This window comes from Pseudomonas sp. GD03858, assembly GCF_029840925.1.
Lineage (GTDB): Bacteria > Pseudomonadota > Gammaproteobacteria > Pseudomonadales > Pseudomonadaceae > Aquipseudomonas.
In genome coordinates this window covers 1-23,685 of sequence record NZ_JAOCDM010000011.1, presented here as the reverse complement: position 1 = coordinate 23,685, position 23,685 = coordinate 1, and the positions used below count along the sequence as shown (strand labels likewise).

Below are 23,685 nucleotides of genomic sequence, written 5' to 3'. Positions count from 1 at the left end.
CAATCAAGCTGTATTTGAGCCTGCATGGCTCTTAAGCAAACCGCCCTAAGGCGGTTTTTTCTTGCCCGGAGGAAAGCATGGGCGCAGCACGTAAACCCGTTGTCAGTGGCGCCAAGGGCGGCGAGAAGAAGCCGAAGGCTCCGTACGAAGCCCCCGACAGCCTGCGATCCACCAACATCGCCAAGCTCCTGCTTGCCGTGGGCGAAGGCGAGTTCGACGGTACGCCGACGGCCCGTGACATCTACCTCGACAACACGCCGATCCAGGATGCCAGCGGCAACGTGAACTTCCCAGGCGTGAAGTGGGAGTGGCGTCGCGGCACCGTGGAGCAGGACTACATCCAGGGTATCCCGGCGGTCGAAAGCGAAACCTCGGTCAACGTCGAGCTACGAAGCGACCAGACCTGGACTCGCGCTTTGAGCAACACCAAGTTGTCAGCGGTGCGTCTGCGTTTCAGCTGGCCAAGCCTCTTGAGCCAGGACAAAACCACTGGCGACACCAACGGCTACACCATCGAGTATGCGATCGACATCGCAACCGACGGCGGCTCCTTCGTCGAAGCGCACCGGAACGCAGTTAGCGGCAAGACCAGTAGCGGCTATCAGCGGTCCGTGCGCGTCGATCTACCTGCAGCGAACTCGGGCTGGGTGATCCGCGCGCGGCGCATCACGCCGAACGCCAACGCCGGCAACATCGCTGACACGATGACGGTTGCTGCCTACACCGAAATCATCGACCAGAAGCTGCGCTATCCCAACACCGCGCTGCTCTACATCGAGTTCGACGCCGAGCAGTTCCAGAACATCCCGTCTGTAACCGTGAAGTGCAAGGCCCGCCGCTGGCCGGTACCGACAAACTACGACCCGATCACCCGCACATACAGCGGCACCTGGGACGGAACCTTCAAGCAGGCTTGGACAAACAACCCGGCCTTCGTCACCTACGGCCTGTGCGTCGAGGATCGCTTCGGGCTGGGCAAGCGGATCAAGTCCTGGATGGTCGACAAGTGGGAGATGTACCGCATCGCGCAGTACTGCGACCAGCTGGTTCCGGACGGGGTAGGTGGTCAGGAGCCGCGCTTCCTGTGCGACATGAACCTGCAGGGCAAGTCCGAGGCCTGGACGCTGCTGCGCGACCTGTCGGCGATCTACAGGGGCATGGTCTATTGGGCGCAGGGCGCGCTGTTCATGCAAGCCGATATGCCGCGCGCGCAGGACTTCGACTACGTGTTCACCCGCGCCAACGTGATCGACGGCGAGTTCACCTACGGCGGGGCCGAGCGCAGCACGCACTACAGCCGCGCCCTGGTCTGCTACGACAACCCAGGCAACAACTACGACACCGACGTGATCCCGGTCACCGACCTCGCGCTTCAGCGCCGGTACCAGGACCGGCCGATCGAGATATCGGCCATCGGCTGCACGCGCGCATCGGAGGCCCAGCGCCGCGGGAAATGGGCGCTGTTGAGCAACAACCAAGACCGCACCGTCACGTTCAAGACCGGCATGGAGGGCCGCATTCCGCTGCCTGGCCACGTCATTCCGGTGGCGGATGAGCTGCTTTCGGGGCGGCCCAACGGTGGCCGGATCGCTGCGGCGGCTGGCAAGGTCGTGACCCTGGACCGTGACACGCAGATCAAAGCCGGCGACCGCCTGATCATCAACTTGCCCAACGGCAGCGCCCAAGGCCGCACCGTTCAGTCGGTTGCCGGCCGCGCGGTGACGGTGACCACGGCCTACAGCGTTCAGCCGGAGCCTGAATTGCAGTGGGCGATCGACGCCGATGACCTGGCTGTTCAGCTGTTCCGCGTGCTCAAGACTTCCCGCACCGCCGAAGGCGAGTACGAGATCACCGCGCTGGAGTTCAACCCGAGCAAGTTCGCAGCGATCGACACCGGCGCGAAGCTGGAAGAACGCCCGATCAGTGTCATCCCGGTGACGACCGTTCCGCCGCCGGCGAGCGTGACCCTCACCTCGGACTACGCGATAAGCCAGGGTCTGGCCGTCAGCACGATGACCATTTCCTGGCCCGCCGTAGAGGGGGCCGTGGCCTACGACGTGGAATGGCGCAAGGACAGCGGCAACTGGATTCGCCTGCAGCGCACCGGCACCGCGTCGGTCGACGTTGTCGGCATCTACGCTGGTGCCTACCTGGCCCGCGTCCGCGCGGTCAGTGCATTCGACATCACCTCGACCTGGCGTACTTCGGTCCTCACTGAGCTCAAGGGCAAGGAAGGCGCGCCGCCGGCGGTGACGTTCCTGACGGCGACCAGCGAGCTATTCGCCATCCGGTTGAAATGGGGCCTGCCACCCGGAGCCGAGGACACCCAGCGCACGGAGATCTGGCACAACACGGTGAATAACCTGGCTACCGCCACCAAGCTTGCGGACCTGGCGTATCCACAAGCTGAGTACCTGATGTCCGGTCTCGCTGCTGGGGCCAGGTTCTTCTTCTGGGCACGCCTGGTGGACCGCACTGGAAACATTGGACCCTTCTTCCCGGTGCCGCCAACGGCCGTGCAGGGGATCGCCCAGACTGACCCCGGCCCGATCCTTGACATGATCTCCGGCGAGATCGACGAATCGATGCTCGGCGAGGACCTGAAGAACAAGATCGATGGCCTGCAGGACCAAATCAATGCGCTGGACTCCATCAAGGTCTACGACAAGAACACTGCCTACACGACCGGCCAAATGGTGGTGGTCAATGACCGAATCTACCAGGCCAAAGGACCTGTTCCGGCGGATCCTTCCGGCGCGAACTCGCCACCCAATACCGCGCTCTGGATTGATGTTGGGCAGTCTGTCGAGACGGCCAACGGCCTGGCTCAGCAGGTTTCGACGAATACCGCGAAAATTGGTGAGGTAGACGGGCAGGTCAAGGTAGTTGCGGAAAGTGTTCAGACCCTGCGGGCTTCGTACCGCGACGAGAACGCAGACGGCGATCTCGCCGGCGCGCTGAAGCTCTGGGACTCCACGGCAGCTATCGCGACGGAAACGAAGGTCAGTGCGAGCCGCGATGAAGTCATTGCTCGGAAGACCGAAACGCTCGAGGTGGACCTCGGAAGCACGAATGCTGCAGTGCAAACAGTAGCTCAGGCACAGGCCACGGCCGACGGTAAAGCGTCAGCAATGTGGTCGGTGAAGCTTCAGGTAAATGCCCAGGGGCAGTACGTAGCGGCTGGCATCGGCCTTGGAATCGAGAATGGCCCGGCGGGCCTGCAGAGTTCGTTCCTGGTCAGTACAGACAGGTTCGCCGTGGTCAACGGGATCAACGGGACGCTGTCATCACCGTTCGTCGTCCAGGGCGGTCAGGTGTTCATCAACCAAGCATTCATCAATACCGCATTCATCCAACAAATTGTCCTGGGAATGACGCTCCGATCCCAGGCAGTCGATTCACAAGGCAGACCGCTGATCGAGCTGAACCTCGTGAACGGAACATTCACGTTACGCGGCCAGGATGGCAGCGGCTCGACGCTGATCAACAACGGCGGCATCTACGTTTACGACGTGAACAACATCGAGCGTGCAGCTCTGGGGAGGATGACCTGATGGCAGTGCAGTACGGGCTCCGGACGCGCGATGCGTCCGGGGCTGTCACGCTCGACACCACGATCACGCCGATCCGCTCGATCAAGATGATGCAGGTCACAGGTAGCGGTGAGTTCGATCAGTACATTTCAATCCCTGAGATCCAGGCTCAATCGTTTGTCGTGGTTGACTCGTTGGTGAACTCATCGGAGTACACCTTCAGCCCTCAAGCCTGGTACACGACTGGTCAGTTGCACCTCCGACAGCCGTTCGACAGGACATGGCAGGTGATGATTCTGTCGCAGGGCGGCGAGCCGTTTGCCGCCCCAGGTAGCTACGGGATTCGAGCATTCAACAACGATGTGCGCACACAAATTGACGCCATCAACCGGGTGTTGACTGTGCGCTACAACGGCAACTTCAACATCGGCTTTCAGGGGCCTGGTAGCGGTACACAAATCCCGTGGGGAGGTGCAGATTTTGCGGCGCCGGTCACGACCTATGAGCGGCCACTGATCTTCCTGAACGCCGAAAACTACATGATGGTTGGCAACTTCTACGTGATCGGCAGCCCTGGCAACTGGACAGGGTTCCGCATCAGGGCTTGGAACAACAACCAGGCGCACGGTGATGTGGCGCTCTATCCAATGCAGATCAAGTGGTTTTGCGCGAGCTATATGACGCCGATCACGCCTGCAGGTGAGTACGGGGCATCTGTTCGAGACGCATCAGGTAACCGAACGTTCGTGACGACGGCCAATCTGTCGCTGCTCAACAGTCAGCCTGCCTCTAACCAGTTCATCCAGGCAGGCAGTCCGATTACTGGTGGCGGTGGCTATTACGCCCCAAGCCAGCAGATGCCCTGGACAGGGAGCTACCAGGATTACGTCCTTGCCAATGCGTTGTTCTCTGTCACGAACATCGGCGCAACGACGCAACCGGTCCGCGCCAACTTCGGTGGTTTTCTGCCGAGCAACCGCTCGATCCTGCAGATGTATTGCGACAACGGGTCAGGGATCAACCCGCTCACGGCTAATGGTCGAACGTTATTCGCCTCACGCCCAATGAAGCCTTTCTGAGGAACAAGCATGCCATGGTATAGATCCGGCCAGGTGGCCATCACTGCCGGCCAAACGACTGTGACCGGCACAAACACAAACTTCGCGCTCAACGCCCGAGTAGGTGATGCATTCCAAGGGCCGGATGGCCGCTGGTATGAAGTCGCGAACATCGCCAGCGCAACGGTCCTCAGCATCCTCCCGGCCTATCAAGGGGCGACTGTTACGACTGGGTCTTATGGCCTGGCGCCGATGCAGGGGTATGTCAAGGATGCCGCCGACAGTCTTCGCCAGCTGGTGAATCAGTGGGGGACAACACTTGCGAGCCTGGGATCAGTCTCGACTGAGAACGTTGTTCCGGTCGCAAAAGGCGGGACCGGCGGAACTACGCAAGTGGACGCGCGGGCCGGACTGGGGCTGACATTAACAACGAGCAGTACTGACTCTACGGCAGGTCGCGTTACGAAAGTTGGTGATTACGGCTGGGGAAGCGCACAAGTTGGACCCGACGAGCGCTCGGTCGACGTTAAGACATCGCGTGCGTTCCGCATGTTTCAGGACTCTACGGGTCCAACCACCGGGACGCTTGTTGCATTGAATTTGCAGCGAGACACTTATCGAGCTGCCCAGATTGCTCTTGCAGATGCAACGAACTCGCTCTACTGGATGACGCGAAATGCATCAGGAGTAGATCAGCTTTGGAGGCGCGGACTATCGAATGCGGATTTGTCGGGAACCGTTACCCAAGTGAGCGGGGCTCCTACGGGAGCGATTATCGAGCGCGGCACAAACGGCAATGGTAGCTATACGAAGTTCGCCGACGGCACGATGATTTGCTGGCGCAGAGATGAGCATCAAGCAAACATGAACGTTGCAGCCGGTCCACTTTTCACCGGGTCCTCGATCCCGACTCTGCCAATGCCTGCCGCTTTTGTAAGCACCCCATCTGTGACTGTATATGTCGAGGGCGGAGCGGTGCCGATCATGGTCGCCGGCCAGGCTCTATCAACCAACAGTCTATTTGCTCAGTGTGTACCGTTCACAGTGAACCAGCAGGGGCTTGTATCTATGCAGGTTATGCGAATCGCTACCGGGAGGTGGTTCTGATGATCATTAAGCTTTCACCGGTACGTTCGGACACTGAACTGTCGGTGTTTCGCCTGGGCGATATGCTGACGATCAATAGCGTGGCGCTGGACTTCGCCAGGCTGCCTGACGGCGCATCGCTCCCAGCAGACGCGGTGGGCAGTCCGTTCATGCACGACCTGATCGAGCGTCGCGATGGAAAGTTGATTGTTACGCTGCGACTGCCGCACGCTGCTGATGCTCCAGAGTCGGCCAGGTTCCCGGCTGATATCGTTGATCCTGCCGAAGGTGCTGTGCAGCTTCCCGGGCAGGAGGCGCAAGGCGCAGAGCCGGCAGCTACAGGCGTGATCGACTGGAGCCAGGTCATCACCGCCGAACAGAAGGCCGCGAACCTGATCGAGCAGCGGCGTGCCGAGGCAGCTGCCGAGATAGCGCGCCACCGTGCGCAGGCTGATCAGGCAATTGCCCCGCTGCAGGATGCCGTTGATCTGGATGAAGCCACTGAGGCCGAGGCGCTGCGGTTGAAAGACTGGAAGCGCTACCGCGTTGCGCTGAACCGCTTGCCGGACCAGCCCGGCTACCCCGCGGCGATCGACTGGCCCGCGCCGCCGGCCTGACCTGCACCGAAACCACCGACCGCCCATGAGGCGGTATTTTTTTGCCTGGAGAAAACCCAATGCGTACATCGCAACGCGGCTTGAGCCTCATCAAGTCGTTCGAGGGCCTGCGCTTGTAGGCTTATCAGGATGCCGTCGGCGTCTGGACTATTGGCTACGGAACCACTCGGGGCGTGAAGGCCGGAATGTCGATCAGCAATGAGCAAGCAGAGCGCATGCTGCTGAACGACGTTCAGCGCTTCGAGCCGGAGATCGAGCGCCTGGTCACGGCTCCGCTGAACCAGAACCAATGGGATGCACTGATCAGCTTCGCCTACAACCTCGGCGCGGCGAACCTCGAATCGTCCACGCTGCGCCGGCTGCTCAACGCTGGCGACTATGCCGGCGCCGCCGAGCAGTTCCCGCGCTGGAACAATGCGGGCGGGAAGGTGTTGCCTGGGCTGGTGCGCCGTCGTGCTGCTGAGCGCGATCTGTTCCTGGAGGCCGTGTGAGTTCCTGGGCGCTGCGCCTCGCCGGCGCCTGCCTGCTGGTGCTGCTCGGCATGGCCGTGGGCACTTGGGCCACCACCAACCACTTTCGCCCGGTTCTCGACGCGGTCCAGAGCCAGGCTGCCGTGTGCTCCGCCGCGCGCGAGAACCTCGCAGGGCTGGCAGCGGAGCAGGGCAAGGCCCTGGGCGACCTGACCCTGGCCGAGAACGAGCGCCAGGCCAGGGCGGAGCAGGCCAGCAGCAACGCGCAGGCTGCTGCGAAAGCCAGGTATGCATCGGCGAACCGCCTGCAGCAGGAGCGAACCGGCGGCGACCAGTGCGCCGCTACCACATCGATCATCGACAATGAGCTGGGCCTATGAGGATGCTGCTGTTCGTGCTGGCGCTGGCTTTGGCCGGTTGCAGTGGTCGTATTGAGCCGCAGGTGCAGTACGTGCGCGTCGAGGTTCCGGTGCAGGTGCCGTGCCGGGCGCCGGAGGTAGCGGTACCTGTCTGGGCGACCGATAGCCTACGCAAGTCAGACGATTTGGAGACAAAGGTGCGAGCGTTGCTTGCTGAGCGCTTGCAGCGGATCGGCTATGAGGGGCTGCTGGAGGCGGCGGTTTCGGCGTGCCAGTAGCGCAGTTAGGTGTCAGTCCGCTGGTCACAGCCACTCATCATAGGCTTCGGGCGGCCTACAATGAATGATCCATGTTATCTGGAGGAATCTCCGGTGAGGCAAGGTAGCGATGAAGTGATAGCCGCGGGTGAGCCGATCATCCGTGCCGCCCTCGAGGCATTACGCGCCTATCACGACGCAAAGGATGGTGGCGCTCCGGCTGAAGAGCTGGAGCGTCTCCGGCGAGCGGCGGATGCGGCCTGTGACTCTGTATCGATTTTTCGGCGTACCATGGACCACCGCTAGATATGGCATGAGGGATGCCCATGAAGAGAACCATCGAAGGAATGATTGAGGCGGGTGAACCACTCATCCGTGAAGCGCTGGAGGCTTTGCGTGCCTACCATAAGGCTCAGGCGGCAGGTTCTCCGGCAGAGGAGGTCGAGCGGTTACGCCTGATCGCCGAGTCATCGTATCAGGCCGTGACCGACTACCAGCTCTATGCCCTAGGGCACCAGCCCCTCACCCGTCACTGATGAGGCGCCTCGCTCCCAGTCGAAACTACCAATGTCGATCGACTCGACGAGCGCCAGCGTGTGGATAACAGCACGCCGTGTAGATATCGACACATTGGACTGGCTCTCGAGGCAGTACAAAGCCGGACAAGCACGTTCGCTGTCGTCCGCGAGAACCGAGCAGGCCTAGCAGCGGAGCGGGAGCACACCCATGGTGTCCTGACCCTGGCGGCGAAGGTGCGCCAGGACGGGTTGGGCCAGCAGGTCTGACGAGAACGCGCAGGAGCAGCGAAAATCTGCAGGTGGCGCAGACCCTGGAGGTGGCCGAACTGCTCGCCGTGAACTACCTGGGTGCTGGGCCGTTATCAGATAGTCAGGCGCCCAGCTCACCCACCTGGGCACAACCACATCGAGGGCCGCACCATGTCCGTTATCGACTGCGACTACCTACCCGGCCCGGAGCCGATCACCTTCCCGCCTGAGCTGGCGCTACTGATCGTCAGGAAGGCCGCCGCCATGGCCGAGATATTCGAGAGCAAGGCGCTTGAGCAGATGACCATGGACGCCAGCAGAGCGCTTCGTGATGGGATGGAGCTGCGCAGGATCATCAGGCAGATGGGGTTGTAGATACCGGAAAACCTTCCGGTATCCGTAAGAATTGTAAGATAAGGCTTACATGCCTTCGGGCATATGGCTTACATAGAAGGTTTTCGGGTATGCTACACTGTATAAATGTACAGGTATTGACTGATGTAGATTCTTGACATAGTGCTTGAAATCTTCATAATTCCGCACCATTTTGATAGGCAACAGACTATCAGCCAGCCAAAGGAGGAGTGGTCATGCTAAACAGCGAAGCCGTTGCCAACTACTTCATCCAGAAGTCGTTTGATTCGGGTGTTCCGCTGACACCGATGAAGCTGATCAAGCTCGTTTATATCGCCCATGGCTGGCACCGCGGGTATTTTTCACAGAACCTGATCAACGATGCGGTGCAAGCTTGGCGCTACGGCCCAGTGATCCCTGACCTCTATCAGAAGGTCAAGAAGTACGGTCGAAACAACATTTATGCACCGATTGAGTGCTATGGAGTGGCTGGCGATGCCCAGAACCCCGTCCCCAACCCTCAAACGTTGCCGCTTTTGGACCGGGTCTGGAATTCTTATGCCAACTACGATGGAATTGCCCTCTCGGCGATGACCCATCAGCAGGGTACCCCTTGGGACCGCACCTGGCAGGCCTCAGGCGGTGATCAGTATCACGGCGCCATCATTCCGAACGATTGGATTGAGGAGCACTACAAGCACAAGATTGCGGTAGCTTCTCAGCATGCAGCAGGATGATCCATTTGCCGCCATCGGATCGGCGGCACCCCTCGAAACTACCCCTCAAGATCTGAAGAAGGCGGAGAAAGAGAAGAGCGTCCTTGAAGACCCTAAAGAAAAGGTCCAAAAGGAGGTCCACTCCCTTGCCATTGTTGCTCTCAGATTCGGCGCAGTCCTTTTTGCTCTGTTGATAATGGTTAGGTTCTGGCATTTGGCCGGACCTAGCTCCATTTTCGGCGTCGATGTGCGCTGGCTGACAGATACCGAGCTCCAGTCGATGGATAAGATGCTTTTCAGTAGCGCCTTCGGTGGCCTAGTGCTGGGCTACTTGAAGGAAATCATGTCTCCCATCAAGAAAGACTGAGACTATCTAAGCCACTGCCTCTGTTTTAGTTTTTCCGCGCCTCAATGCGAGACACCGGGTACTTTTCGTTTTAGGTATATGTTTAGGTATACGCTAGTGGCTTTAGGCTATCTAGAAGCCTTATTTTACTGGGCCAAAAGTGCCTGATTCGACTCCTGTCTCCGCACCAGTTCAGGTTCCAGTGAAAGCTACCAAAATCTCTGGAACCCCCGTAAAACCCGCCTTCTGGCGGGTTTTTTCGTTATGGCTACTTCATTTGCAGCGTGCGAAGCTTGCCAGGGCTGAGATTGAAGAAAGTCGAGCAGCGAATAGACTACTTCTTCCTCTGAAACTTGAAAAAATAAATCCGTCCCCTTTTTCGCTCTTTTTCGCTCCCTTTTTCGCTCTTTTTCGCTCAAGACAGCCGTAAGCGTCCCGCAATCACACCTTGTCGCTTTGCGCTTGGCGCACCCTACGCACCGGTCAGTAGATGTTCAGCGAGCATCGATACAGCTTGATCCGGTGACGTCACAGCCGTGTCAATCGTAAACGGTGGTTCAGCCCACGCTTCATATTCGTGATCCAACACAGATTGCCAGGTTGGTGGAGTCAGCCCGGGAATGTCACCCAGTCTTGTTTCTACACGTCGCTGATGTTCACTTTTGTCCGAGCAAATCACTTCAATATTCATCAACCGAACACCAGCCCTTGAGGAGATTCCGCTCCAGGCCAGTCGGCTTTCGATCACTGGATTTACACAGTCAACGATGACGGTACGCCCTAGATCAAGATTACTCAGCGCAAGCTCATTAGCGACCATGTAACCGCTACGCCCTACGCCTTGGGCAAGTACACCGGAGTTTCGTATCGCTTGCTCAATAGTATCGATCCGCAGGTAGAAAGCGCCTATCGTATCGACCAGCCCTTTGGCGATAGTGGTTTTTCCTGTTCCTGGAAGACCGCTGAATACGATAAGCATTATCTGTCCTTCATTGTGAGTTAACTCAGTATTGGTCGTGGTCAGTTATGGGCAGTAGTTGCCCAATCTCACTCGCGTGCTGTGTCGGTACTCGACACAGGAGCCGTATGCGGTAGTTCCGCACCTACGGATCTGTGCGGGGCGCGGCAGATAGCTACCGTTCCTACCGCGCCCCCTTAAAGGGACTGACCCAAATGGACCCAAATGGGGACTGATTTATTTTTCAAGCCAGCTCGGCGGCAGAAGGATTGAATAAATAAATCTGTCCCCGTTTGCACTGAGATTTACTTTAAATTTGGTTAGTCCTCGAAAGCCGCCTTCCGCTATCTCAATGCCTCTGAGCAAACCTTTTGTGTTGTCGTTTGCAAACCAATTCCTAAGTCGTTTATCTAAGTTGCTCTCTCGATATTTCATGCAGCAATATCCCTTGCTGGCTTACTAAGCCATTAGTTTGTTGATTAAGAACTTTGATGAGACCAAGGAGTAGTCGTCCGTTGGCCCCGCCCAGTTAATTCTTTTCTTCAAGCTGGATGCGAACTTGTTTGGGTCTGACATAGTACTTTGCGCAAATCGAGGGCGCATGTCCCAAACTTTATGGGCACCATCAGACATTAGTACAATTTCTATTTCGGAGTTGTGAAGCTCCAGGTCAGAATGTGGTAACCATAGATCTTGATAGTGTAATTCCAGCTTTTTGGAGATGGCTGAAAATAGTGTGTTTTTTCCGCCTAACAGTTTAAGCTCATGCGCCCTATAGAGGCCTTCATCCATCAGTCTCTGATGTTGAGTGTGATCGACGGTAAGCTGCTTTAGTGACATCCCTATTCTAATATACGCCCTGCAGTCACCAATATGCCCTATCCGAATGCCATGAGGGTTTACGTAGCAAAAGGTTAGCGTGGTTGCAGCATCGGAAATATTTTGATCTTGAATAGACAAGTCCGATATGCGCCGCTTGATCTCGCTAAAAATGCTCTCAGATGAAATGCCCGTTATCCAGTCGTGAGACTGTATCTCTCGAATATAATTTATCGCAGTGCGAGAGGCTTGATCAGCACCAGTATAAGACCCGACACCGTCGGCAATCGCCATCAGATATCCACCACCTAATAGTTGCGGTGGAAGAATAGCGTCTTCATTAACTCGGCCAATTTCTTTTGCGTGTGAAAATGCACTGGAGTCTAGTAAGCTAATCATTTGGCAAGGTCCTTGGAAGCTATGATGAAGTCATCCCTCATTGCCTGTACAGTTGTATATCGGTCTAGCGGACGACGCTCCGTGCTTTTTCTAAGAACCCTTAGGATTCCGGTCTCCTCAGGAAACTCCATATCTTCCAATAGGACTCCCAGAGAATATATGTCGGATGCCACACTGTACTGTGCTGCGGCACTAACTTCAGGCGCCCAGTATTTCTGTGTGCCCATAACACTCGTGATTTTTGTAAGGACTTCAGACTCGGCGGCAGTGTCTTGGTTCTTTACTAGCCCAAAGTCAGAGACTTTATAAGTGTTGCCGAATCTTAATACGTTGTTAGGTTTTATGTCGCGATGCAAGTATTTGTGCTCATGAATATGTGCGACTCCCTGTAATACCATGTCAAAGGCCGAAATTTTTTCGGCGAAATTTAACCTGCCGCCCATCAAATCTTTGTGTAGGTCTCCGTCCGCCAAATCCATAATGAACCATGGTGATGGTGAATTTAAGTCACATAAATAAATATTTGCCACGTTTGTGTGTACGCAACTGGCTTGATATGTTACTTCGCGCGCAAAACGACGTTTGAACTCTTCTTGCTCCTCTTCGAATTCTCCTAAGAGACATTTTCTGGCATAGTAACCACAGAATACCCCGACAGAATTAAATAGCTCAATCCTCTCAACATAGCCGAACCCTCCCTGCCCAATACGCTCTACGATCTTATATTGATAGTTTCCGTGCAAACCGTCCATTAGTTCACCTAAACACTCGAGCAAAATAGCCAAGACCGCGCCTGGTGGCGACCAGACCACGCCATGCCGCGGACGACACGAGCGTTAATCTAACCCAGAATGTGGCTATGTGGCATCGCTCTTACAAGGCACGGGCTGTGGTGATGCTCAGCACTTATTGAGCCTTGCATCTAACCAAGTCATGGTCATTACCCTTCCGCTGCTGCGATTGCTCATCTCTTCCATTCAGCTTCATCTGTTTTGTGGCAGGGCCTCTCATGCTCGTCTGAGTGAGACCGATTTCCTCACAGGGCTAATCTGACTATTCCTGCTCTTCGGGCAGTTTCCTACTGCATCCATTGCCTTTTCTGCCCTTCCTAAGCTTGCATTAGCAGCCCCCAAGGCATAAATTCCCTCCGTCGCCGAAGCATCGGCGACGCGACCTTGGCCGGTCGGAATCGAAAGGCGCAACAGCGCCCAGTCTTCATCGCAGGCGCTTTTTTTGTGCCCGCGATGTCGCGTCATGGCGGTGGTGCGCGGGACACCTTCGGGTGTGCCGGGCCCCTTTCGTCCCGGTCGGCCAACCCGCGTACTGCTGCCACCTAAACTTGCTTGGCCGCGAGCGGTGGCAGTTCCACAACGAAAGGAACTCATGCATGACCACCAAGATACTGAGGATCCTCGCATCCGCTCTCCGCCGCTCAACCCCTGCGGCCACCCCATCTCCAACCTTCCACCCGATCGACAGTCAGTCCCTCGCCACCCGCACCCACCGGGAGGCACCCCATGTCTGACCATGAACGCCTATCCTCCATCCAAAGCTACGTCTGGACCCTCGAACTGCTCGGCGAGGCGCTGGTGCAGCATGACGAGGTGCTGGAGTGCGAGCACAACCCGCAGCTGAGCTTCCGCAACACGGCGGGTATTCACCAGGCGATCCGGATCATCAGCCGTTTGGCCAGTGAACAGTTCGGCAAGCTGGAGTCGATGAACGACGAGTCTGTTTCTGAAGCCTGATACTGCGCATCATCGGGGCCGCTTTGCGGCCCTATTGCGTGGAGTGCTCTGATTGGGCTTCACATGATCCGTCGAGGACGAGTGGAAAGAGGACGAATGCTCCTGCTCCCCGTGTCAACAGGCGCCAAGCTGCCGCCATTTGGTCATTCCAGGCCATCACCGCTACAACGCTCCGCAGCTTCAATCAACCAATCCCGTAACTGCCTCGCTGCCGCGCCCATTGAGAAAATAAATCTGTCCCCTTTTTGCTTTTTTGCTCTTTTTGCTTTTTGGTGTGCAAGCAAGGCCGCCTGGAAACAGCTAGAACTGTAGCGACAGGACGTAATGTCCGCGTTTCGTGGAGCTGGCCAATGCAAAAGTCTCACGTAGTCCGCCTGATCTTGCCCTTGGTGTTGATCTGCCCCGCAATCCCGGCCCTAGCCATCCCTACCACTGGTTTCGATTGGTCCACAGGACAAGGGCTACTAGATACCTGTTCAGGGATCAATATTCCGCAAGATAAAGCTACCGAGGATGATGTGGCGTTGATGCTGATGTGCATCGTGCAGTTCAAAACTTGGCGAGATTCGCTGACCTACATGGATGCCTACAAAATCCTACAATCCGACCTGAGTGGCCCTATCTGCATCCCTCAAATGGTCACGCACAAGGCGGTCATAGAAAAATTTCTCGCGTGGTCGAATGCGAACATGACCCGCGAGCTTCGGGAGCAACCGAGCACGCTGAGTGTTTTCAAATTCATGCTCACCACATACCCTTGCCCAACGGCCCCTGAAAAACAGCGGTCCTATGAGCGCGAAAGCTGACGACCAGGAACGGTTCAGGAGAAAAATCCTCCTGGCGAGCCAGGAGGATTTCTCGATCACGATCATTCCTCGTCGTCTTCAAGCCTCTGGTGCATGTAGGACTCCAGTATCCGGCCACATTCCGTGGAACCGTCCAGGTGACGTACAAACAAAAGCCCCCCGGCATGCTCGATGACGGAGGGCTGTCAGCCATCAACCAATTGGCTTATTTGTCGCTGGTCGGGGTTTGAAGCATCCAATGGGTTTAAAAAATTAATCCGTCCCTTTTTGTCTTTTTCTTTGATGAGGTGAACATGGAAGTTAGACAAATCACCCTAAATGACCTTAACGGATTTTATTCGCTTTTTTGTGAAGTGAATGCCGAAGGTCGTTACTCAGCTCGCTCAACCCCGCCCCCTCTAGAGGCAATAGAGCGAGCGTTAAACCAAGTGGTAAAGAAATCTTGGCCTGTATACGTGATCGAGCATGGTGGGAAAATAGTGGGCTCGGCAGAGGCTTACCCAGAAAGTTTCTGTCGACCTGGCGGTAGCGACAGCATCGGAGTTCTGGGGATGCAAGTGAAGCGAGAGTATCGCCGCAATGGCTATGGATCTGCTCTACTTTCCGCCGTGATTGAGCATTGCCGAAGGACTGGCTTCACCTCGGTGGATCTCAGTGTCTTTGAATCAAACAAACCCGCCAGATCACTTTACGAAAAGCTTGGTTTTACCCGCCTCGAAGACCTCCCGCCGTGCACGCTTACGTGTGGCAAGCTTGAACAGCCCATTAAGATGCGACTAGCGCTCTGATCGTCCTTTAGACCAAAATGGGGACTGATTTACTTTTCACTTTTCCCGTGATTGCCAGGACTGACAGCAATCCACCCATAGCGGACGCTGATTCAAAGTGCTGTTGCCTTACTCAATTTCTCGCAGTTGAAGCAAATCCTGTAGGCGTGGATAACCCCACTCCCACACGTCCCGCTCAATACACGCAGTTGAGAACCGTTAGCAACAAGTGATACCTTGCTGCCAATTCCCCGCCGCTGCGCAGGACGCTTGGCGAATGCCGCAAGATCGCGATCATCTGACATCGACATTCCTGGACAACCGTGAAGCGCTCAGAGCCTACCTGGTGCGTCACTTCGGAAGTACCACCATCGCTGACGACCTGACCCAGGAAACCTGGCTGCGTGTGGCCAGCCGCAAGGTAGGCGAGCGTATCGGCAACCCTCGGGCGTACATCTTCCGCATTGCCCGCAATCTCGGCATGGATATCCGCCGCCGTGAAGCCCTTGGCATCGAGGTGCAGGCCGACCCGGTGGTGGTCGAGATGATCCCGGACGGCAAATTCGACCCGGCGCGCAAGACCGAATTGAGCCGCGAGCTGCAGCAGGTGATGCAGGTGATCGCCGAGTTGCCGGTGCGTTGCCGTGAAGTCTTCATCCTGTGCCGTATCGATGGACTAGATCACCAACAGGTCGCCGAGCGCCTGGGCATTTCCAAAAGCACCGTGGTTTCCCAGATGGTCAAGGCTATGCAGCGCATCGAGAAGGCAATGTCATGAGAGGCTGGTTACACTGCGCGCGTTTTCATTGTCACCTGCCTGCACTTGCATGATGAACGAACACGACTCCCCCACCCCCTTGGACCAGGCGCTTGAATGGTGCGTGCGCCTGCAGGATGCGGGGGCGACACCGGCCGAGCATGAGGCATTCGCGCAGTGGCTAGCCGCCGACCCCAGCCACTCGGTTGCTTGGCAGCGCGCCAGGCAGGTGTGGAGTGTGGCCGGGATGGCGGGCCACGCCCAGATTGCCGCCAGCCGCGCCTTGCGTAAGCGTATTTCCAGGCGCACGTCCATAGGGTTGGCAAGCGCGGCGGCGGTGCTGATGGCCGCCACGGTGTTCGCCCTTTCGCCCGCGCGCTGGGCGGATTACCGCACCGATGTGGCCCAGGTGCGCAGTTGGACGCTGGAAGACGGCTCTACCGTGCAACTGGCTCCGCAAACCGCACTGAGCGTGAATTTCAGCTCAGGTGAGCGTCGCCTGCGCCTGTACCAGGGTGAAGCCTGGTTCAAGGTGGCGGCCAACCCGGCGCGGCCTTTCATCGTCGAAGCCGCAGGTGGCAATGTGCGCGCCTTGGGTACCGCGTTTGACGTACAGGTGCTGGAGGACGGCGCGAACGTGACCGTGACCGAGCACCGTGTGCGGGTCAGCCGTGCGGGGCAGCAGGCCGAGGCTGGAGAGGGTCAGGCTCTGTATTTCGACGCGCAGGGCATTGGCGCATTAAGGCATGTCGATCCCGGCCAGCAGTTGGCCTGGCGTGAACAACGCCTGGTGTTCCGCGATGAGCCACTGACGCAGGTGTTGCAGCGTCTGCAACCGTATTCCCGCGCGCACTTGCTGCTGACGGACAACAGTCTCGCCCAGTTGCGGGTCACGGCAGCGATGCAATCTCGAGAGGCCGATGCGGCGTTGCAGAGCTTGCAGGTCATCCTGCCGATTCGTGTCACCACGGTGGGCCCGTGGCTGACATTGGTGCGCCCAGTACAGCGCTGATTGAAAAAACTGAAAATCCGCGTCGTTGTGTTTGGCCGGTGGTCCGTCATTAGTCTTGATCGCAAACGCGAATGAGTTGCGAGTACTGCCATCAGGACGGACTGGAAATTCGAATGCCCACCCCTAGCACCCCCATCAAGCCATTGCTTCTGGTCAGCGCCTTGAGCTGTGCTTGCACGCTCGCCGCCTTGCCGCAAGCACACGCGGCCAGCGCCATGCAGGCGCAAACCCGTACCTACAGCATTGCCGCCCAGCCGCTGGAAAGCGCGATTGCGCAGTGGTCGGCCGGCAGCGGCATCCAGCTGTTCGCCGACGGCGCGTTGACCCGCGGCAAGACCAGCAACACCGTAAACGGCCAGTACACGGCCAGCGTTGCGCTGCAACAACTGCTGGCCGGCACTGGCCTGGGTTTCGTCATGGCCGATGGCAACCGCGCCTACCTGCAGCAACGCAGCGACAACGAAACGGCGGTGCAGTTGGGCGCGACCACCATTCAGGGGCAGGGCCTGGGCATGACCAGCGAGCACACCGGCTCATACACCACCGGGGCCATGCAGACGGCGACCAAGTTGCCGATCTCGCTGCGCGAAACCCCGCAATCGGTGACAGTGTTGACACGGCAGCGCATGGATGATCAGAACCTGCAGAAGCTTGAGGACATTGCCACCTACACGCCAGGCCTGACCCTGCGCAAGACAGGTGGCGAGCGTCCCGAGTTCTATTCGCGAGGTTCCGCCATCGACAACATAATGATCGATGGTCTGCCCGTGGCCTATGACAGCGATACCCTCGGTACCTCGACGCTGGCCATGTACGACCGTGTGGAAGTGGTACGGGGTGCCTCGGGCTTGATGGTGGGGGCTGGTAACCCCTCTGGCACCCTCAACTTGATACGCAAGCGCCCGACACTGACGCCGCAGTTGTCCCTTACCGGCAACGCGGGCCGTTGGGACGACTATCGGGGGGAGGTCGATATCAGCGACAAGTTGAACGACAGCGGTACCCTGCGTGGCCGTTTTGTCGGCGCCTATCAGGATCGCAACAGTTTCGTCGACGCCTATGGCAATACGCGGCAACTACTCTATGGCATCACCGAATATGATCTGGATCCGGCCACCACCCTCACCCTTGGCGCCTGGTACAACCGCGAAGACAACCCCGGTGCTGATTGGAACGGGCTGCCTACCCACCCCGACGGTAGCTTTTTCGACTTTTCACGTTCGACGCGCACGGCACCGAACTGGACCTACTGGAACAAGAAGAATCGCAGCGCATTCGCCGAGGTCGAGCACCGCTTCGACAATGACTGGAAGCTAAGGTTGAACGCTACCTGGCTGCGCGGTGACATGGACATGCTCGGCGGCAGCCTTTACACCGACGAGCACAATGCCTATCACCTGAACATCGGTCGCTACACCTACCAGCATACCCAGAAGAGCCTGGACACATACGCCTCTGGCCCTTTCAGCTTGTTTGGTGCTAGCCATGAACTGGTCGTCGGTGCCAGTTGGCGGCGCGACGAAACCAATGATGGCCCTGGCGGCCCGGGCATTGGGTCAGATGTCATCATTGACCCGCAGCACTTTGAGCCGAGTGCCTATCCCAAGCCTGCAATAGACAACAACTGGTCGCGTACGGGGCATGAGGAACAATCGAGTACCTATGCCATGGTGCGTTTCAATCTGCGTGACGATCTGCGGCTGATTCTCGGCTCGCGTCTGGATTGGTACGAATACGAGCAGCTTACCCACTCAGGTGCATACAGCTTTGGTGACGATTACAAGGCTACCCGGGAACTCACCCCCTACGCCGGGGTAATCTACGACTTGAACGACACTTACTCGGTGTACGCGAGCTGGACGCGGATCTTCAAACCACAGGCCGCACAAAACGCCAGCGGCAGCTTGCTGGATCCGATCACCGGCACCAACTATGAAGCCGGTATCAAAGGTGAGTACTTCGGTGGTGCGCTGAACGCCAGCGCGGCGGTATTCCAGCTTGTGCAGGAAAACCTCGCCAAATCATTGCCGTCTGCCCAATGTGCTCCTGGCGTCAGCGCCTGCTATGAGGCCAGTGGCGAAGTGCGAACCCGCGGTGTGGACATGGAGGTGGGCGGAGAGCTTGCGCCTGGTTGGCAGCTGTCTGCTGGCTACACGTACGCTGCAGCGGAGTACACCAAGTCCATCGGTTCGGCAGAGAAGGGGGAGCGTTTCGACAGCGAGACACCCTACAACCTGTTCAAGGTCTTCACCACCTACCGACTACCCGGTGAGCTTGAGCGCTGGACGGTGGGTGGTGGCTGGCGTACACAGAGCGGCTCGTATACGAGCTTTGGGGTAAAGCAGGGTGGCTATAGTGTAAGCGACTTGATGATCGCCTATCGGCCATCGGAAGAGTGGCAATTGCAGGCCAACCTGAACAATGCCTTCGACAAGCGCTATTACCAAAACATCAGCAACAGCTGGGGCGCCAACAGCTTCGGCGATCCGCGCAACCTGATGCTGACCGTGCGTTACACGCCTGTTTTTTGATGGAGGTAGGCCAACTCGCAAAGGTAGAAGCCAGTTAGCTGGCATGCGAAGTGCCTGCGTAAGCTAAAAACCTGAATTGACAAAAATGGGGCAGATTTATTTATTCAGTTCTTCTGCCGCTGGGCTGGCTTGAAAAATAAATCTGTCCCCATTTTGTCCCATTTTGTCTTTTTTTGTGCCCGCAGCCTCGTGCCATGGCGGCTGTGCGCGGGAGACCTTCGGGTCTGCCGGGTTCCAAGTTCCCGGTTCGCCAACCTGCGTACAGCTGCCACCCATTGTTTGGCGACAGTGCGTGGTGGTTCCAACCTAACTTGGAGTCTCATGCATGACCATCACACGTCTGTACAGGATCCTCGCATCCGCTCTCCGCCGCCCAACCCCTGCGGCCACCCCATCTCCAACCTTCCACTCGATCGACAGCCACTCCCTCGCCACCCACACCAACCGGGAGGTGCCCCATGTCCGACCATGAACGCCTGTCTTCCATCCAAAGCTACGTCTGGACCCTCGAACTGCTCGGCGAGGCGCTGGTGCAGCATGACGAGGTGCTTGAGTGCGAGCACAACCCGCAGCTGAGCTTTCGCAACACGGCGGGTATTCACCAGGCGATCCGGATCATCAGCCGGTTGGCCAGCGAGCAGTTTGGCAAGCTGGAGGCGATGAAGGAGGAGAGTGTTTCTGGGGATTGATGCTGGGGGATGTTGGGGCCGCTTTGCGGCCCTTTCGCGACACAAGGCCGCTCCTACAGGTACGGCGTTAGCTTTAGACTTTGCGCAGTCCTGATGGAGCGGCGGTGCGGTGGTGCGACTTGCCTGCGAAGGGCTGCAAAGCAGCCTCGGTAGTGGCGATGAAGCGCTTACGGACCGGCATTAGCCTGCAGGCCAGCACTTTCAAAGCACACCTGCGTCAGGCCCTACCAGAACCACCCACCCCGGGCGAGTTCCTGCTCGCAACTGCGATACTGCGCCCCGAACACCGAGGCGCGGGCCTGGACCTTCTGCGAAACGTTCTTCAGCCACGGCTTGGCGTCGTAGCTGCGGTTGCGGTAGCCGCCCCAGCCTTCGTGGTAATTCAGGTACTGGCCATAGGCGTCCCACTTGGACACGCCATTGACCCGCTGGCTTTTCTGCATGTACCAGCCCATGAAGTCGAGGGCGTCGGCGAAGTCGTCGCGGCTGGCGCCCCAGCCGCCGGCTTCGCGCTTGTAGTCGGCCCAGGTTTCGTCCTTGGCCTGGGCGTAGCCGTAGGCGGTGCTGACCCGGCCCCAGGGGATGAAGCCGAGAAAGTAATAGCGCGGCGGCAGGGCGTCGTGCTTGAACGAGGACTCCTGGTACATCATCGCCATCGGCACTTGTACCGGCGCGCCCCAGCGCGCCTGCATCTTCAACGCCGCCTCGTGCCATTTCGGTTTCTCGCGAAAGATCTCGCAGAGGTTGTCGGGATTGGCCGGGGGCTTGGTGGCACAACCGGCAAGCGCCAGGAGCAGGGCCGGCATCAAGAGCCGAAGCATGAAGGGGTTCCTTTTGCGGACGTCGGGATCGCAGGTCGCTGGCGCTTTATACATTCTTTGGCGATGCATATGAATCCGCGGCGGGTCGTGCGCGGGAGATCCCGCATCCGTAGGGCATAGGTATTTGCCTCAACCGGGCTCTGCTGAAAATAAATCCGTCCCCTTTTTTCCTTTTTTCCCCTTTTCCCCTTTTTTCCTTTTTTCTTAAGATGCCACGAACTCAGGCTTTGCTGCCGCGTTGCGGCAGATCGCGGGGCAAGCCCGCTCCCACAACGATGGACGACAGTACTTTTCGTACAATGCCTAACAATTAAGTGAGGGAGTATTAGTTGGATGAGGTAAGTCCACTATTTAATTAGTCATGCAAGGGTAATGACAAAAGCAGACTGCCAGATACGCAGTCTGGGGGAAGTGGATAATATTATAATATTCAGTGGCTTGCCGAAGCTTGTCGATTATTTCATTTCGCCTTCGCAATAAGGTGCATCGGATCAATAGCCATTTGTAGGGTTGTGATGTTTGACAGCCCATAAGGGCCAAACAAGACTGCTAGACGCGCGCTCACGGTAGGGTGGCGCAAACAGGAGAAATTCTTTTTGGAATTTCGAACTATACGACATAGGGAATAAGGAAATTAAAATGTCATCAACCGCGCTCAAGAACAAGGTGGAAAATAGAGATCAGCAGCCACCGAAGCCTTTCAGTATTTTCAATGACAACCGAATCGAGATCACGTTGGAGCTGCCTGCAGCCTTGCAGATCAACCAGAATCGCCAGGAGTCCTTTACCACGGCGCCGATACTGCATAACAGTACGGCCTTCGATATTGCCGGGGGGACGTTCTCGATCAACCTCAATGATGTGAAGGATGCGTCGAGCAACGTGATCGCCAACGTGCGCTGGTGGGACGCCAGTACTTACGACGGCCAGCAGGAAATGACCTTTGAAATCCCGACGGTCGCTGCCGGCCACCAGGCGGTGTGCAAACCGCAGTCTCCCGCCTACACCAGCGTTCGGTGGAACGCCACGGTATCGAGCGGGCGCGCGACGGAAGTGTTCACCAATAGCGTCAAGGTGATTAACCTTACTTACTCGCCAGCGGACTCGAAGATTCCCGCGTCGGGTCCTATCGTTCAGGTCGGCTGATTGATCGCGCACCACGGCGCCCTGATGCCAGGATGCCGTGGTGGGCTTGGTGTTGTTGCCCGCTACTCGTTGTACTCCGGCGTTGCTTCTGGCTGCACGGAACGGGCGCTTGGAGTGCCGATATCGAACCACACCGGCCACGAACTGCGATGCCGGTTCTCCACCTGCACGCAGGGAATCAACCGCTCGCGCAGCACATCGGTCCTGTCCACGCTCACCGCCAACCGATACTTGGCACTGTGCACGCACTCCCGATCGCCAAACTCGCAACGGTCCAGGCGGGTCCCGCCGCAGGGGCCGTTCGCCAAGCCTTTGGGGCAGGTCTCGGGGCAGATGTAGAGCGTGTCTTCCAGCCGGCAGCTGCCGCAGGTATCGCAGCCGACCATCGGGCGCTTGATACGCCGCTCCACCCGATGCAGCCACTGCGCCGCGGTGGGGTTGGCCCACAGCGGCCGGGTCACGGCCCAGCCGAAGGCCTTGCTCAAGGCCGTGGTGCGGCTGAACAGCTGATGGTGCATCGCCGAAAGCAGGTGATAGCGGGCTTTTTGCTTGTTGGATGCAGTGATTTGCCGTTGCCCGAGCCGCCAGGCGTGCCCGGGTGGGTGGAAGGTGACCGGGGTCAGACCCGGTTCCCGCCAGGCCGCCTCCCAGGCCGGGGCCCAGTCCTCCAGTGAGGTGAACTGCGGTTGCAGCGCTTCAATGGCCTGTTCCAATGCTTCGAACTGCGCCACTTCGTGAATGCCGGACAGGTGCACGCCGGCATAGCCCATCAATTTCAGGCCGATCACCTGCAAGGCCAGGCGCTGGTTGGCGCGTTCCTTGGCGTAGGCCTTGGATACCGCCGCCTCGGCCGCCAGCAGTGTGCGCATCGACGGCGTGACGGTCACCCCGGCGACGTGATCGAGCATGCCGGCGCGGCCTTCGGTCAGCGCCATGATGCACGCCATCAGCGGCTTGGGGCGGGGCTGGCGCTGCATCCAGTCGAAGGCTTCCTGGTGTTTGTCGATATCGAAACCGAGCTGCAGGATGAACAGGTCGGCGCCGGCAGCGAGTTTCTTTTCGGCCTTGCAGTACTGCGCGCCGCCCTCGGCTTCCTGGTACTTGAACGGGTTGAGCGCGGCGGCCAGCAGCCAGTGGGGGCGGGCCTGGCGCACGAGCTGCAGGGCGGCGACCGACTCCAGGTAGCGCACCGGGCGTTCGCCGGGGTTGTGGCCGGGCAGGCGGTCGCCGGTGAGCAGCAGCAACTGGTCAAGGCCGGCGCCGTCCATGCGCTGCAGTTGGGCGAGCAGGTCGCGGCGTTCGCGGTCCTTGCCGGAGAAGTGCAGCAGGGCGGGGACGGGGCGTCGCAGGCTGGTGAAGGCGTCCAGCGGTGACATGTCCAGGGCGCTGCCGACGCGGTCGCCGATGGCCACGGTCAATGGCCAGCCACACAGCTGGGTGCGGGCCATGAGGGTTTCGAGGGTGGCGAAACGCTCGGCGCCGGGCTTGGGGACGAATTCCAGGATGCAGGCGAAGGCGTGGGCGTCCAGGGTCGTTTTCAGCAGGCTCATGGGGTGCGGGCTACCGGGTTGGGGCAGGGTGGCAGTGTGGCGCAGGTTGGCGGTAGAGGCATGTCTGATTGCGCGGGGGAATGTGTTGATCGAGACATTCACGGCGACCCGGATCCCTG

At 58.2% G+C, this 23,685-nt stretch carries 24 protein-coding genes; 19 read left to right on the top strand and 5 right to left on the bottom strand.

Translation table 11 applies throughout. The features are described 5' to 3' along the window. Positions 1–77: 77 nt before the first annotated feature. From N5D48_RS05100 to N5D48_RS05050, 11 genes are all read left to right on the top strand, one after another. Positions 78–3,554, top strand: coding sequence for a phage tail protein (locus tag N5D48_RS05100; RefSeq protein ID WP_279881813.1), 3,477 nt, complete (start codon positions 78–80; stop codon positions 3,552–3,554). Next, positions 3,554–4,612 carry a hypothetical protein gene (locus N5D48_RS05095; protein WP_279881810.1) on the top strand — a complete coding sequence of 353 codons (1,059 nt, stop codon included), beginning with the start codon at positions 3,554–3,556 and terminating at the stop codon, positions 4,610–4,612. Before N5D48_RS05100 ends, N5D48_RS05095 begins: the two co-directional genes overlap by 1 nt. Before the next feature lie 33 nt (positions 4,613–4,645). Beyond that, complete coding sequence (locus N5D48_RS05090) at positions 4,646–5,698, top strand: hypothetical protein (protein WP_279881807.1); 1,053 nt, start codon at positions 4,646–4,648, stop codon at positions 5,696–5,698. Then, on the top strand, positions 5,698–6,294 hold the full coding sequence (locus tag N5D48_RS05085; RefSeq protein ID WP_279881805.1) for a tail fiber assembly protein: 597 nt from the start codon (positions 5,698–5,700) through the stop codon (positions 6,292–6,294). Before N5D48_RS05090 ends, N5D48_RS05085 begins: the two co-directional genes overlap by 1 nt. A 149-nt stretch (positions 6,295–6,443) precedes the next feature. Beyond that, on the top strand, positions 6,444–6,785 hold the full coding sequence (locus N5D48_RS05080) for a lysozyme (protein WP_279881978.1): 342 nt from the start codon (positions 6,444–6,446) through the stop codon (positions 6,783–6,785). After that, positions 6,782–7,144, top strand: coding sequence for a hypothetical protein (locus tag N5D48_RS05075; protein WP_279881803.1), 363 nt, complete (start codon positions 6,782–6,784; stop codon positions 7,142–7,144). Before N5D48_RS05080 ends, N5D48_RS05075 begins: the two co-directional genes overlap by 4 nt. Next, a complete protein-coding gene (locus N5D48_RS05070) occupies positions 7,141–7,401 on the top strand; it encodes a hypothetical protein (RefSeq protein ID WP_279881801.1) in 261 nt (86 codons plus the stop codon). The genes N5D48_RS05075 and N5D48_RS05070 overlap by 4 nt, the downstream gene beginning before the upstream one ends. Before the next feature lie 305 nt (positions 7,402–7,706). Next, positions 7,707–7,916, top strand: coding sequence for a hypothetical protein (locus tag N5D48_RS05065; RefSeq protein ID WP_279881799.1), 210 nt, complete (start codon positions 7,707–7,709; stop codon positions 7,914–7,916). 402 nt (positions 7,917–8,318) lie between these two features. Then, on the top strand, positions 8,319–8,522 hold the full coding sequence (locus N5D48_RS05060) for a hypothetical protein (RefSeq protein ID WP_279881797.1): 204 nt from the start codon (positions 8,319–8,321) through the stop codon (positions 8,520–8,522). 215 nt (positions 8,523–8,737) lie between these two features. Next, complete coding sequence (locus tag N5D48_RS05055; protein WP_279881795.1) at positions 8,738–9,238, top strand: type II toxin-antitoxin system antitoxin SocA domain-containing protein; 501 nt, start codon at positions 8,738–8,740, stop codon at positions 9,236–9,238. Continuing rightward, positions 9,225–9,584, top strand: coding sequence for a hypothetical protein (locus tag N5D48_RS05050; RefSeq protein WP_279881793.1), 360 nt, complete (start codon positions 9,225–9,227; stop codon positions 9,582–9,584). Before N5D48_RS05055 ends, N5D48_RS05050 begins: the two co-directional genes overlap by 14 nt. Before the next feature lie 451 nt (positions 9,585–10,035). Here the strand turns inward: N5D48_RS05050 and N5D48_RS05045 are convergent, their stop codons facing one another. The 3 genes from N5D48_RS05045 to N5D48_RS05035 form a co-directional block, all read right to left on the bottom strand. Beyond that, on the bottom strand, positions 10,036–10,542 hold the full coding sequence (locus N5D48_RS05045; protein ID WP_279881791.1) for an AAA family ATPase: 507 nt from the start codon (positions 10,540–10,542) through the stop codon (positions 10,036–10,038). Positions 10,543–10,980: 438 nt separating this feature from the next. Beyond that, entirely contained in the window at positions 10,981–11,739 is a 759-nt protein-coding gene (locus N5D48_RS05040; protein WP_279881789.1) for a protein phosphatase 2C domain-containing protein, read from the bottom strand. Then, positions 11,736–12,524: a serine/threonine-protein kinase gene (locus N5D48_RS05035; RefSeq protein WP_279881786.1), complete on the bottom strand. Its 789-nt coding sequence runs from the start codon at positions 12,522–12,524 to the stop codon at positions 11,736–11,738. Before N5D48_RS05035 ends, N5D48_RS05040 begins: the two co-directional genes overlap by 4 nt. 732 nt (positions 12,525–13,256) lie before the next feature. Here N5D48_RS05035 and N5D48_RS05030 point away from each other — a divergent pair. The 7 genes from N5D48_RS05030 to N5D48_RS05000 all read left to right on the top strand — a co-directional run bounded on the left by N5D48_RS05030 (position 13,257) and on the right by N5D48_RS05000 (position 20,049). Continuing rightward, entirely contained in the window at positions 13,257–13,487 is a 231-nt protein-coding gene (locus N5D48_RS05030) for a hypothetical protein (protein WP_279881783.1), read from the top strand. A 350-nt stretch (positions 13,488–13,837) separates the two neighbouring features. Further along, positions 13,838–14,293 (top strand): hypothetical protein, encoded by a 456-nt coding sequence (locus tag N5D48_RS05025; RefSeq protein ID WP_279881781.1) that lies wholly within the window; start codon positions 13,838–13,840, stop codon positions 14,291–14,293. A 293-nt stretch (positions 14,294–14,586) separates the two neighbouring features. Further along, the gene (locus tag N5D48_RS05020) at positions 14,587–15,081 is read left to right on the top strand and encodes a GNAT family N-acetyltransferase (RefSeq protein WP_279881779.1); all 495 of its coding nucleotides are present in this window, start codon (positions 14,587–14,589) and stop codon (positions 15,079–15,081) included. A 256-nt stretch (positions 15,082–15,337) separates the two neighbouring features. Then, positions 15,338–15,838, top strand: coding sequence for an RNA polymerase sigma factor (locus tag N5D48_RS05015; RefSeq protein WP_279881777.1), 501 nt, complete (start codon positions 15,338–15,340; stop codon positions 15,836–15,838). A 52-nt stretch (positions 15,839–15,890) separates the two neighbouring features. Continuing rightward, positions 15,891–16,829, top strand: coding sequence for a FecR family protein (locus N5D48_RS05010; RefSeq protein WP_279881775.1), 939 nt, complete (start codon positions 15,891–15,893; stop codon positions 16,827–16,829). A 113-nt stretch (positions 16,830–16,942) separates the two neighbouring features. Beyond that, a complete protein-coding gene (locus N5D48_RS05005) occupies positions 16,943–19,360 on the top strand; it encodes a TonB-dependent siderophore receptor (RefSeq protein ID WP_279881773.1) in 2,418 nt (805 codons plus the stop codon). 458 nt (positions 19,361–19,818) lie between these two features. Beyond that, on the top strand, positions 19,819–20,049 hold the full coding sequence (locus N5D48_RS05000; RefSeq protein ID WP_279881771.1) for a hypothetical protein: 231 nt from the start codon (positions 19,819–19,821) through the stop codon (positions 20,047–20,049). Positions 20,050–20,273: 224 nt separating this feature from the next. Here N5D48_RS05000 and N5D48_RS04995 read toward each other — a convergent pair whose 3' ends face one another. After that, a complete protein-coding gene (locus N5D48_RS04995) occupies positions 20,274–20,870 on the bottom strand; it encodes a hypothetical protein (RefSeq protein ID WP_279881770.1) in 597 nt (198 codons plus the stop codon). 639 nt (positions 20,871–21,509) lie between these two features. On the opposite strand from N5D48_RS04995, the gene N5D48_RS04990 reads away from it, so the two are divergent. Continuing rightward, the gene (locus N5D48_RS04990; RefSeq protein WP_279881768.1) at positions 21,510–22,016 is read left to right on the top strand and encodes a hypothetical protein; all 507 of its coding nucleotides are present in this window, start codon (positions 21,510–21,512) and stop codon (positions 22,014–22,016) included. A gap of 62 nt (positions 22,017–22,078) precedes the next feature. Here N5D48_RS04990 and N5D48_RS04985 read toward each other — a convergent pair whose 3' ends face one another. Further along, positions 22,079–23,566 (bottom strand): methylenetetrahydrofolate reductase C-terminal domain-containing protein, encoded by a 1,488-nt coding sequence (locus tag N5D48_RS04985; protein ID WP_279881976.1) that lies wholly within the window; start codon positions 23,564–23,566, stop codon positions 22,079–22,081. Between the last annotated feature and the right edge of the window lie 119 nt (positions 23,567–23,685).